At 38.9% G+C, this 13032-nt stretch carries 9 protein-coding genes and 1 pseudogene; 6 read left to right on the top strand and 4 right to left on the bottom strand.

The window, feature by feature from the left end; genetic code table 11:
• Positions 1–2 precede the first annotated feature (2 nt).
• The 6 genes and pseudogenes from PHA78_RS04955 (at position 3) to PHA78_RS04980 (ending at position 7057) form a co-directional block, all read left to right on the top strand.
• The gene (locus tag PHA78_RS04955; RefSeq protein ID WP_024375788.1) at positions 3–1577 is read left to right on the top strand and encodes a recombinase family protein; all 1575 of its coding nucleotides are present in this window, start codon (positions 3–5) and stop codon (positions 1575–1577) included.
• Complete coding sequence (locus tag PHA78_RS04960) at positions 1577–3193, top strand: recombinase family protein (protein ID WP_024375787.1); 1617 nt, start codon at positions 1577–1579, stop codon at positions 3191–3193. Before PHA78_RS04955 ends, PHA78_RS04960 begins: the two co-directional genes overlap by 1 nt.
• Entirely contained in the window at positions 3186–4622 is a 1437-nt protein-coding gene (locus PHA78_RS04965) for a recombinase family protein (RefSeq protein ID WP_099806522.1), read from the top strand. Before PHA78_RS04960 ends, PHA78_RS04965 begins: the two co-directional genes overlap by 8 nt.
• 109 nt (positions 4623–4731) lie before the next feature.
• A pseudogene (locus PHA78_RS04970) lies at positions 4732–5076 on the top strand (8-oxo-dGTP diphosphatase); the annotation flags it as partial.
• 199 nt (positions 5077–5275) lie between these two features.
• Entirely contained in the window at positions 5276–6085 is an 810-nt protein-coding gene (locus PHA78_RS04975; protein ID WP_073259569.1) for a transporter substrate-binding domain-containing protein, read from the top strand.
• Positions 6086–6256: 171 nt separating this feature from the next.
• Positions 6257–7057: a transporter substrate-binding domain-containing protein gene (locus PHA78_RS04980; RefSeq protein WP_024394614.1), complete on the top strand. Its 801-nt coding sequence runs from the start codon at positions 6257–6259 to the stop codon at positions 7055–7057.
• A gap of 273 nt (positions 7058–7330) precedes the next feature.
• Here the strand turns inward: PHA78_RS04980 and glgB are convergent, their stop codons facing one another.
• The 4 genes from glgB to PHA78_RS05000 all read right to left on the bottom strand — a co-directional run bounded on the left by glgB (position 7331) and on the right by PHA78_RS05000 (position 12950).
• A complete protein-coding gene (glgB, locus tag PHA78_RS04985) occupies positions 7331–9169 on the bottom strand; it encodes a 1,4-alpha-glucan branching protein GlgB (RefSeq protein ID WP_029184780.1) in 1839 nt (612 codons plus the stop codon).
• A gap of 71 nt (positions 9170–9240) precedes the next feature.
• Positions 9241–10686 (bottom strand): glycogen synthase GlgA, encoded by a 1446-nt coding sequence (gene glgA, locus PHA78_RS04990; protein ID WP_029184779.1) that lies wholly within the window; start codon positions 10684–10686, stop codon positions 9241–9243.
• Positions 10687–10694: 8 nt separating this feature from the next.
• Positions 10695–11810, bottom strand: a complete 1116-nt coding sequence (glgD, locus tag PHA78_RS04995; RefSeq protein ID WP_002935157.1) for a glucose-1-phosphate adenylyltransferase subunit GlgD — start codon at positions 11808–11810, stop codon at positions 10695–10697.
• Positions 11811–11822: 12 nt separating this feature from the next.
• A complete protein-coding gene (locus PHA78_RS05000) occupies positions 11823–12950 on the bottom strand; it encodes a glucose-1-phosphate adenylyltransferase (protein WP_002935156.1) in 1128 nt (375 codons plus the stop codon).
• Between the last annotated feature and the right edge of the window lie 82 nt (positions 12951–13032).

Consider the following 13032-nt stretch of genomic DNA (forward strand, 5'->3'; position numbering starts at 1 on the left):
CAATGACACAAACCTGTATTTATTTACGCCTATCACGAGACGATGGAGATAATATTGAAAGTAACTCCATTGTCAATCAGCGTTCACTTTTACGAGACTATGCCCAAAAGCATGACCTTATCATCTTAGAAGAATTTGTAGATGATGGTATTAGTGGCCTAACCTTTAATCGTCCGGATTTCAACCGTATGATGACGATGGTTAATGAGAAAAGGATAGATACTATTATCGTCAAAGACCTGTCTCGGTTTGGGCGAGACTATATTGAGACTGGGAAGTATATTCAAAGGATTTTCCCTTCTATTGGTGTTAGGTTTATCTCGGTCAATGATCATTATGATAGTTTGACTGCTGATACCAATGAAACACATCTTGTCCTGCCGATTAAAAGCCTTATCAATGATAGCTACTGTCGGGATATTTCTATGAAAGTCCGTAGCACACAGAAGGCTAAGCGTCAGAACGGAGAATTTATAGGAGCTTTTGCCCCTTACGGTTATCGTAAAGACGATAACGTGAGGAACCACCTAGTAGTGGATGAGAGTGCTCGTTCAATCATTGAAAAAATCTTTACACTCAAGTTAGAAGGATATTCTTCCAATAGGATTGCCACTTATCTCAATAAAGCTGGCATTGCAACCCCACTCCAATATAAGAAATCTTGTCACGAAAATTTCAAGGGATTTTATGGTAATTCTAATCAGTGGAATGCCAAAATGGTTAATCGTATTCTGGTCAATAGAGTTTATACAGGGACTTTAGAACAGGGAAAACATACGAAACTGAATTACAAATCGAAACAGTCTCTAAAGGTTAGTCCAGATGACTGGGTGCGGGTAGAGAACACACACGAAGGTATTGTATCTGAAAGCACCTTTGAGATTGCCAATAGCTTATTACTTAGAGATGTCAAAAATGGAAAAGGGCAGCCTTCTTTATTTACAGGATTACTCTTTTGTAAAGACTGTCAATCTCAGATGATACAGCGAAAAGTCCGTTACAAGAAAATAGAGACCATTCAGTACATCTGTAGTACATACAACAAGGGAAAAGGTTGTAGTCGTCATTCTATTAAGGACGACAGCCTACTGGAAGTCATTTCAACCTTGATAGCTCAACACCTGGAGTGGAAGTCCTATCTGATTGAACGTATCCCTCATTATCTTTCACAAGAACCTTTTCTTGAAATTGACTTTACAGGACTTGTGACCGAACGAAAGAAGTATGAGCTATTAATCCAATCCCTGTATATGGACCTAGATGATGGTCTTATCAATGAGTTGGAGTATCAGGAATTTCAGAGACATTATCGCCAAAAGCTGAAGCAGGTTGAAGAAACCATTGCTCTTAAAAAAGAATTAGCTCAGGAACTCTATCATAAACTCCAAGATAGGGAAGCTTGGTTGAAGCAATTAAGTGAGTTGAGAGACACAGACTGCTTAAACCGCTTGACATTGGTTTCCCTCTTAGATCGGATTAATATTGGAGAAGACCACGAGATTACGCTGGTCTTTCATGATATAAAAGAGATGGATATTCTCCAACAGTTTTCTCAATCGGAAACGGAGGCGGTTTGATGGCTCGCACGAAGAATCGCTATCGTACAGAAGAAACAAAGACTACTCAGGTTACAATCTATCGAACTGGTATTTACATTAGATTATCTAAGGAAAGAACAGAAACTTGGAGAAATAAATCACAGTCATTAGAGACACAAGAAAGCTTAGCGAGAACATTCGCCAAAGATAAGGGCTTAATGGTTGTCAAGGCATATACTGATTATGAGTATTCAGGCACGAAGTTTAACCGCCCTGCCTTTCAAGAAATGATGGAGGACATTAAAAAAGGTCATATCAATTGTATTCTGATTCGTGACTTATCACGCCTGGGTAGAGATTATATCGAAATGGGTCGTCTTATTGATAAAGTTTTCCCCTTCTTGGGTGTTCGTTTCATCTCTATCAATGATAACCTTGATACCCTTAACGGACTTGAAGAAAAGAAGTCGTTTGAGGTAGAAATTAAGAATTTGGTTAACGACCTTTATTCTAAAGATATTTCAAAGAAAGTGACTGCGAGTCATATTTATCATGCTAGCCGTGGCTACTATATTGGAAGTTTTGCTCCGTATGGGTATCAGTTGGACAAACAAGAGCATGGTGTCAAACTGATGATAGACCCTCTTGTAAAGCCGATTTTAAGAATAGCTTTCGACATTTTAGTTCAGGGAAAATCCATTAGTAAAGTAACGGCATATCTCAATAAAGCTAGAGTTGCAGTTCCAACCGTATATAGGCGAACTGGACAACTATATCGTAGTGAAGATGATCGAACAGAGTGGAGAAATTCGACTATCCTTCGTTTAATCCAAAGTCCTGTTTATCAGGGACATCTTGTGCAGCGTAAATCCAATAAAACTCTTACGGAGACGGATTATATTCGATTTGAATACGCTCATGAAGCTTATATCACTCGAGAAGAATATGATAAAATCGTTACCTATCTTCACAGCAGACGGAGTATTAAAAAAAGGCTACAGCCGAAGAGGCCTAATCGATACAAGGGATTGATTTACGCTCAAGGAAATTCTAAGCAAATGTATCGCTATTGTCGTCACTTTTCAAATCAGAAATCTGACTATGATTATTATTACTTCACGGACCATGTCTATGACCCTCAAATATCTGAAAAACAGACAGTTTATATTAGTGAGATAGCTTTAGATAGAATAATCTCAGAGTTGCTTCAAGCAGAAATCGAACGTTTAGGAATAGCTGAGCAGCTACTGTCTAAGTTGAAAACAAAAAAAGATGATTGTATTAAGGTTTATTATAGGCAAGTAAGGCAACACCAACAAGCTATCTTGCGATTACTAGAAGAAATAAGTGACTTATATGCTTCATATAGTTTGGTACGGACTGAAAAAGCAACCTATCTCACTCAAAAATCTGAAAAGGAAGCTCAAATTGAGACACTTTCGCAGGAAATAAGACATTGTGAGGTGGCTATTGGGCAACTGGAAGAAGAACATCAGAAGCAGATAAGTTGGGTAAAATCGCTAACTCAATGCCAAGGAACAGAGACTCTAACCTCGGAACTATTACAGGCAATTATCGAACGCATCGAAGTTGACGTAAATAAACAAGTAACGATTACTTTTCGCTGTCAGCTGGGAGGTGCAGTCAATGTCTAAAGTAGCTTTATATCTTAGATTATCTGTCGATGAGGCTGGAACGGATGAGAGTATTTCCATTGTCAATCAAAGATACTTGCTTCATCATTATCTAGATAATTCATCTGACTTTCAAAACTTTCAGCGAGAAGAATTTGTGGATGACGGTTTCTCAGGGACAACCGTCAATCGTCCTGCTTTTCAACGATTGATGACAAAGGTAAAATCTGGCGAGATTCGTCATGTTATTGTTAAAGACCTCTCACGATTTATGCGTGATTATCTGGAGTTAGGAAACTACCTGGAAAATATATTCCCCTTTCTAGGAGTGAGGTTCATTGCTCTAAATGACCAATATGATAGCCTGACATCAGAGAATAATGGTGTTGAGATTGACGTTCCCTTTAAGAATTTGCTTAATGAATTTTATGCTAAGGATGTTTCTGAAAAGATCAAGAGTGCGATGAACAGCATGAAACGCTCGGGCAAAAACATGAGCTGGTTGCCGCCGTTTGGTTATCTCAAGGATCCAGAGGACCGTTTCAAGATTATTATTGACGAGACAGTTGCACCAATTGTTCGACGGATTTTCGCCTTGTACCTTGATGGTAATAGTTACCAAACAATTGCTCGACTCCTGAATGAAGAACAAGTCATTACTCCAGCAGAACGAAAGATGCAAATCAGTCAGGCACGTTACGCAAAGTCACTCCGTTTAACAACTGAGCAAAAACGAAATGTTTGGAGTAGCACTACCGTTGGTCAAATTTTAAAGAATGAAGCCCATAAGGGAACTTATCTTTTTAATACTCGGACGTATGTAAGGGGGAAGCATGTTTTCAGACCAAAATCAGAGTGGGAGCGGATTGAGAACAATCACGAAGCGATTATTTCATCAGAACTATTTGAACAAGTTGTCCAATTAAAAGGATCAAAAGCCACTAAAAGAAAACAGCATCAGATACCTAAAACATCATCTGTATTGACAGGTCTGATTCGTTGTGAGCATTGTGATCATTCTTTGATTGGACATTACAACCATCAAGGTTACCAATATTTTTCCTGTCGTTATTGTAAGGGGCAGGGAGAAAAAATGAAGTCTTGTCGAGTGGATAGGATTGAACAAGCAATCAAAGGGAAACTAGGAGATGAAGCAGTAAAACCTCATCAAAAGGTATCTAAGACCCTTGTTCTTCGTGAAATTGAACGTTTGAAGACAGAAAAACTTGCCTGCTTTCAGGACTACAAGGATAGCCTGTTGACCAGAGAAGATTATATTGCCAAGAAAAAGGAAGTGGATAAATCTGTTCAGGCTTTGGAAGAACAGATGAAAGAAGCGAACTGTGTTCAGTTACCAACTGACAAGAAGTTAAGCAAAGAAATTGTAGTTGCACACGTTGACAAAGTTGTGGTTGATTGTCTTGGCTTTTTTACAGTTATCTATAAATAGTTGAGGAAGAGACTTGAATCCTATCAAGTCTCTTTCTCGATAGGTTGCTTTGTGATATAATTAGTGTGAAATCTAGTAAATAAATAGTGTCAGTAGCTTGACACAAGAGGGACATATTGAAGAAGGCGAGAATTTCCATGATTCGGTTGTTAGAGAAGTGCAAGAAGAAACGGGTTTAACAGTCACTGATGCTCGCTTGGTTGGTCTTAAACATTGGCCGGATAAGGAAGGGCATCGTTACATTGTATTTCTCTATAAGGCAACAGAGTTTACAGGAACTATCCGATCAACTGAAGAAGGCGAGGTGCGTTGGGTCGAGAAGTCGGACCTGCCTCAGATGGATTTGGCCTATGATTTGCTAGAAATACTGAAAGTCATGGATGAGCCAGATTTGTCCGAGTTCTTTTATACTAGAAAAAATGACGATGGAGAGTGGGATATAAATTTTAGGTAGAAGCTAGAAATAGCTTCTTTTTTATGCTGTTTGAATAAAAATACAACAAACTAGTTGACAAATGTATAAAAATGACGTAAAATGTTTTTATCTTTCAAAAAAGGAGAAAAAATATGCATTTTACTATAATGAAAGTCCGATGTTTTATATAAAAAACGGTATAAGTATGCACAGGATTGTTTTAAAGGAGAATATGATGATGAAAAAATATATTATGACGGGATTGGTTTTGTTGGCAACGATGACCCTAAGTGCTTGTAGTGGAAATGCTACTCAAGAAGATACTTCCTTGAAGGATGTTCAGGAAAAGGGAAAACTAATTGTTGCATTGAATCCAGAATTTCCACCATTTGAGTTTAGAACACTGGTTGATGGCAAAGATACAATCGTTGGAGCTGACATTGAGCTTGCAAAATCCATTGGTCAAGAATTGGGTGTAGAAGTCGAATTTTCAGCGATGAGTTTTGATAATGTTTTGAACAATGTCCAGTCAGGGCAATCGGATATTGCCATTTCAGGAATTTCAGCCACTGAAGAGCGTGCAAAAGTGTATGATTTTTCCATTCCTTACTACACCTCAACCAATAAAGTTATTATAAATAAAGAGGATCTTGCACAATATACATCGCTTGATTCTCTAGCTGAGGCAAATATAGGAGCACAAAAAGGTTCTATTCAAGAACAAATTGTTAAAGAACAGCTTCCGTCTTCCACGGTTATTGCTCTAGCTTCGAACGGCGAGCTGATTAATCAATTAAAATCACAGAAGCTAGAAGCAGTTATTTTTGAAGAGCCGATTGCGAAAGCCTATGTTGCCAAAAATGATGACTTGGTTATTTTAGATACTGAGATAAAAAGTAGCTATTCAGATGCCTATGCTATTGCCTTGCCAAAAGGAAGTACAGCTTTAAAGGAAAAAGTTGACTCTGTCATTACAAAACTAGTGGAATCTGGACAGATGGATCAATTTGTTCAAGAAGCCTATGAATTATCCATTGCTAACAATTAAATTTTATACGATTAAATTGAATAAAAATAATATTTTCTTGACAAATGTATAAAAATAAATTAAAATGAGAATACATTCTGAAAAACTGCAAGAAAATACAATGAAAATCAATAAGCTTGTGTTTTTTAGAATAAGTATTTTATTAAAATAAAGAGAAGGTATTTAGGAAATATGAAAAAAATCTTGGCATTAGCAGCAACAGTTTTAGCAGGACTGACATTGGCAGCTTGTTCTTCGACATCATCACAATCTGCATTAGATAAAATTAAAGAAAAAGGAACATTGGTAGTGGCAACTAGTCCAGACTATGCTCCATTCGAGTTTCAGGCACTAGTTGATGGAAAGAATGAAGTTGTTGGTGCAGATATTATGTTGGCTCAAAAAATAGCCGACGAACTTGGGGTCAAGCTTGAAGTTTCAGCAATGAGTTTTGACAATGTATTGTCTAGCGTTCAAAATGGCAAAGCTGATATTGCAATTGCTGGTCTATCTTATTCGGAAGAGCGTGCAAAAGTTTTTGATTTCTCTGAAAGTTACTATCAAATTTCTGATGTATTACTTATCAAAAAAGATAGCGCCAATTCACTCACTTCAATTGATGCTATGAGCGGGAAAACTCTCGCGGTACAAAAGGGTTCAACACAAGAATCCTACGCACAGGAAAACATTAGTCAAGCTAACATAATTTCTTTAACCTTGATGGGTGAAGCTGTAAATGAGCTCAAATCAGGAAAAGTTGATGCTATTTTAATGGATTCTCCAGTTGCTGCTGGTTATGTTTCACAGAATTCAGATTTAGCCGTTGCATCCGTTGAATTTCCAACGATTGATGAGAATTCGAAAGTCATTGCTTTGCCAAAAGGTAGTACAGAACTAAAAACTGCGATAGACAAGGTTATCGCAGAAGTAAAAGCAAGTGGTGAGTTTGATACTTTCCTTGAGAAAGCTGCAACATATACAAGTGTTGAATAAGAGAAACGAGAGGCTGGGCAAAAAGTCCAAAGCCACTTCTCAGAGTTCGTGTCAACATCTCAGCGCAGTGGTTGATTGGCAGATTTGTTCGTGTTTCACACTCCAAATCTGACCTAATCAACTGTGCGGGGGTGGGAAGACGAACTCTTTTTTGACTAGTTGAGTTCTTTCCCACTCCCTTTTGCATGCAAAAAAGAATGGAGTAAGTGAGTCACACCCCAAAAGTTAGACAGAAAATTGGGGTCGGTTCAATACTCCATTTTTTATAGATAATTATTTCACACGCTCTAGATAAAAACTGGTCAAACGTGGTACAGTAATTCTGGCTCCATTTTCATCGGGATAGAGGCTAAATGTGTCTATTGGAATAGCATTAGATGAGAAGACAAGTTTATATTCGCTCTCAGCTGGCAAATCCAAGTGTACGTCAAATAGTTCTTGATCATTAAAGTTATGTATAGTCAAGATTTCTTGCTCATCACTAGTGCGAGAAAAAGCATACAGGCTTGCTTCTTCATCTATTTTTACCCAATTAAATCCTTTTTCATAGGCTTGGTAATCATATTTCCAGAAAGCATCATGTTCTTTATAGAAAGTAGATAGTGTTTTCATCATTTGATAGAAAGAATGGTGGATTGGAAATTGTAGCAGTCCCCAGTCCATTTCTGTATATTCGTGCCATTCACGGATATGACCCCATTCATTTCCCATGAAGAGTAATTTCTTTCCAGGATGGGCGAAGTAAAAGCTGTAGTAGACTCGAGCTAGATGGAACTTGTCTTCGTAGTCGCCATTCATCTTCTCGATAATGGAGTGCTTCCCATGAACAACTTCGTCGTGCGAAAGTGGTAGTAAGAATTGCTCGTTTTGGTTATAGTACATACCAAAAGTGATTTCATTTGAGTGATATTTTCGATAAATAGAAGGGCGTTCCACGAATTTTAGTGTATCATTCATCCAGCCCAGATCCCATTTCATATCAAATCCAATACCGCCATCTTCTAGAGAATGTGTGACTTTAGGGAAGCTTGAAGAGTCTTCAGCAATCATCAAGACTCCCTTATAGTCGGTATGGACCATGGCATTGACACGTTTGATAAAGTCAATTGCGGCATGATTTATCTTATCCTCATCTGTTTCACCACGCCAATAGAGGAGATAAGATAGTGCATCAACACGGATGCCATCAAAATGGAAATATTCCAACCAGTATTTTAAATTAGAAAGAAGGAAAGAACGAGTCAGTCCTTTTCCAAGGTCAAAATTAGCAGTCCCCCACTGGTGGTTTTCACGGTCTTGTTCGTAGGAGTATTCGTATAGCCAACTACCATCAAACTGGTAGAGCCCATGAGCATCTTTACAGAAATGAAGTGGTACCCAGTCAAGGATCACTCCGATTCCTGCTTGGTGACATTGGTCAACTAAATACTTAAGTTCATCTGGCTTGCCATAGCGACTGGTTGGACTGTAGTAGCCTGTTACCTGATAGCCCCAAGACGCATCGAGAGGATGCTCGGTAATTGGCAATAATTCAATATGTGTGTAGTTATTTTCCCTAATATGTTCGATGAGAAGTGGAGTAATTTCCTTATAACTATTGAAAGCTTCTACAGGAGCTCCTCCTTCATTTTTATTAGCAAATTTTTGCTTCCACGAACCTAAGTGAACCTCGTAGATGGATACTGGCTGTTCTTTAAAATCATAGTTAACACGATTATACATCCAGATGTCATCTTTGAATTTATAACGCGAATTGTAGGTTGTAGAGGCAGTGTCTGGACGAACTTGGCTGAAAAATGCATAAGGGTCAGCCTTATATATTTCACGCCCATCGTGTGTGATAATCAGGTATTTATAATCTTCAAGGGATTTTAATCCGTCTACATAAAGTTGAAACACTCCATCAATTTCACGCTCCATAGAGTGACTGCGTTGCCACTCGTTAAAGTTGCCAACTAAGAATACTTCTCTGGCATTTGGGGCATAGACACGAAATTGGGTTCCGATAATTTTGTTTCGTTCTTTTATAATGTGAGCACCCATTTTTTCGTAAAGAGTGGTATGCTCACCAGCATTCATATAATATAAATCTAGGTCAGTAAATTCTGTCATAGCAATCTCCTTGTTGAAAAGGAGTGGACCTTGGTCGCACTCCGATTCAGTTTATTTTTTCATCTTATTTCCTAACCACTAATTTCACGGTAGAGCCAGATGTATTTCTCTGCCGAAGCTGTCCAACTAAAATCACGCTTCATAGCTTGTTCAACCATGGCATACCAGTCATCGGGACGGTCATAGTAGGTTTGAAGGGCTAAATCATAGACTTGTCGCATATTGTAAGCGTCACGCCCTCCAAAGCTAAAACCAGTTCCTTCTTTGGTAGACATATTGTATGGTGCTACAGTATCAACCAAGCCACCTGTTTCACGCACTAGAGGGAGTGTTCCGTAGTGCATTGAAATCAACTGGCTAATGCCGCATGGTTCAAACATAGAAGGCATGAGGAAGAGATCACTTGCTGCATAAATTTGATGGGCAAGTGGTTCATTGTAACCACGGTAGAATGCAAATTTATCAGGATAAGCATGTTTAAAGTGATTAAAGGCATTTTCAATGTCTTCCTCACCATTGCCTAAGATAACAAATTGGACATGGGCTTGAAGAAGATGGCCAAGTACCTCGGTCAAGAGGTAGAACCCTTTTTGCCATGTCAAACGAGAGACGATACCTATCAATAGGACATTCTCATCTTGTGGAAGGGCAAATTGTGCTTGCAGGGCCAGTTTATTAGCCTTTTTACTTCCAATCGTTTCAAGACTATAATTTCTCACAAGGTATTGGTCTGTTTGGCTATCCCAACTGTCATAGTCGATACCATTGACAATACCAACCAAGTCATATTTGCGCAACTCTAGTACATGCTGCATGTTTTCGCCGAATTCTTCCGTTAGGATTTCGCGAGCATAAGTTTCAGAAACTGTAGTAACCTTGTCAGCGTATAGGATACCAAGCTTCATGAAGCTGATACATTCATCATGAAAACGTGCAATGCCATCCAAATAGTAGCTATAGTCCATGCCAAGCGCTGACCAAAGTGCTTGTTTGTGGAAAATACCTTGAAAAGCCAAGTTATGAATAGTGAATACATGCTTGATATTGCGGAATTCTTCGCGGTAGCTATAGAAAGTACGGCAAAGGAATGGAAGGGCAGCAGTGTGCCAGTCATGTGTGTGCATGACATCCGGGAAGAAATGAAGTGCTTCTAACAGACGACATGTAGCATGTTGGAAATAGCCAAAACGCATGGCATCATCGTCATATCCATATAGTTCATCGCGTTCAAAGAAATCGCGGTGCTCAATAAAATAGAATGTCACTCCATCAACAACCTGACTGTAAACATTTGCCATAGATTGGATGTCGCCAGCCCGCACATCAAAACTTGATACGTAATCGAAATCAGCATGGTTATTGATAGCAATTTTCTTATAGAGAGGAAGTACCACTCGGACGTCCAACCCCTGTTTTACCAATTCTTTAGGTAAGGAACCGATTACATCGGCCAAACCACCAGTCTTGATGAATGGAAGTCCTTCAGATGCTACAAAGAGAACAGATTTTTTTGTCATGTTAGCTCCTAAATGATTTGGTGTGGTTTCAAGTATGAAGGCGAAGTTTCGCTTCCCTTGATGTCAATTGGGTGAATAATTTTAGTTGCTTTATCGATAATTGCATTTTCAATATTCGCCCCACTCTTGATTGTCACGCCATTGAGAATGATTGAGTTTTTGATAACAACACCTTCTTCAATGATAACATCGCGGTCAATGACTGAATTTTCGACTTGACCATTGATATTCGCTCCATTTGAAATTAGGCTACGTTTGACCTCTGCCAATGGACCATACAAACATGGTGAGCTATCACTTGTTTGGGTATGGATTGGCCAATCATGTTTGAAGAGGAGTTTGCGGGTATCTTGGTCAATCAATTCAATTTGAGTATTGAAGTAGGAAGCTGTCGTATTGATACATGCGACATAATCACGATGTGCATAGCCCATAATCTTGTACTGGTCAACTGTATCACGTAAAATATCTTTTAACCAGTAGAGAGACGACACTTTGTTAGCACGTTTAATCAAGTCGATAAATGTAGTCCGTTTCATAATGTAGGCTTCAAGGGAAACGGGACGGTTTTTATATTTACCGTGGTTTTCTTCAAAAGCTACGACACGACGGTCTTCACCAAATTTGAGAGTTTGGCAGCCGATGAAATTTTCTTTAGCATCTGAAACGTTTTTATAAAGAACAGTAATATCAGCATCCGTTGCAATATGGTCATCCATGACTTTTGAAAAATCCTGGCTATAGATGAAGTAAGATGGAGCAACTAGCACATAATCTTTTGTAGACTTTTCGATGTAGTGGATGTTTTCTGTGAAGGCATTAATATCGTGACGATAGACACTATTTGGGTCTGTTGCGCTATTGAGCAAGCGAAGGGTACCGCGTTTGCTGTTGATATTATAGTGTTTCCCTGTACCAACGTGCTGAATTGTTGAACGCATTTCGGCAGGCATGTATACTTGGAATTCTGTAATTCCAGAGTTTGACATATTGGATAGAGCAAAGTCAATTAGGCGATAACGACCTAAGAAACCGAAAGCTTGTACGCCACGGTGCTTCATCACGTCACCAAAATGTACGTTGTTTCCTTCAATATTTACAATTCCGAGAGTATTTCTTAGCATAGCAGTCCTTTCTTACTTGGTCACATTCTTGTCAATCAAGAGGATATGGTCGATGTCTCCTGTGAGTTTAACTCCGTCGGCAATTTTAATATTTTCAGCGACGATGACGTAGTCAAGTTCAACACCTTCGCCGATAATAGCACCAGGCAGGACGACAGAATTTTTTACTACGGCATTTTGGTTGACCTGTACATCTGTTGAAATAACAGAATGTTCTACTGTACCATCAATAACTGCCCCTTTATCAATATAGGCAGATTTAACAGTTGCAGTCGCACCAATCACCTGAGCAGGTGAGCCCTTGTCTTCTGAGTAGATTCTCCATGAGCGGTCAGAAAGGTCCAAATCTCCAGCGTGATCAATCAAGTCCATATTGGATTCCCAGAGGCTGTTAACGGTACCTACGTCTTTCCAATAACCACGGAATGGATGGGCAATGAGAGTGCGGCCATCTTCTAAGTATTTCGGAATGATGTCGTGCCCAAAATCGTGAGATGAAGTGTCCAATTTGTCATCTTCTTGAAGGTACTTTTTCAAGGTCTTCCAAGTGAAGATATAGATACCCATTGATGCTAAATTGCTCTTAGGATTTTCTGGTTTTTCTTCAAATTCTTCAATACGGTAATCTTCGTCCGTATTCATGATACCAAAACGTGAAGCTTCTTTGATTGGAACTTCGATAACCGCAATCGTAGCATCTGCTTTTTTCTGAATATGTGTATCAAGGAGTTTGTCGTAGTTCATCTTATAGATGTGGTCGCCAGACAAAATCAATACGTATTCTGGATCGTGAAGATCAATGAAATCAATGTTCTGTGTAATAGCGTCAGCTGTACCTTTGTAAAGTCCGAAACCTTCGATTTTTTCACTCGGTGGTAATACAAAGACGCCAGATCCTTGTACATCAAGCCCCCAACGTTGAGACTGTGCAACGTATGAGTTCAAGAGAACAGGCTCATACTGAGTCAAAACTCCGACAATATCAATACCTGAGTTGGCACAGTTACTGAGAGGAAAGTCAATAATGCGGTACTTTCCGCCAAATGCGACCGCTGGTTTGGCGACTTTTTTTGTCAACCCTTCTAGACGTGTTCCACGTCCACCAGCAAGAATCATAGCTAACATTTTATTTTGAGCCATCTAACCACTCCTTAATATATTATATGATATGTCTATTATAGCATAAATTATAAAAAAATGAAAGCGTTTCCTATAAAGAAAT

This window comes from Streptococcus sp. HN38 (assembly GCF_028335765.1).
Classification (GTDB): domain Bacteria; phylum Bacillota; class Bacilli; order Lactobacillales; family Streptococcaceae; genus Streptococcus; species Streptococcus suis_P.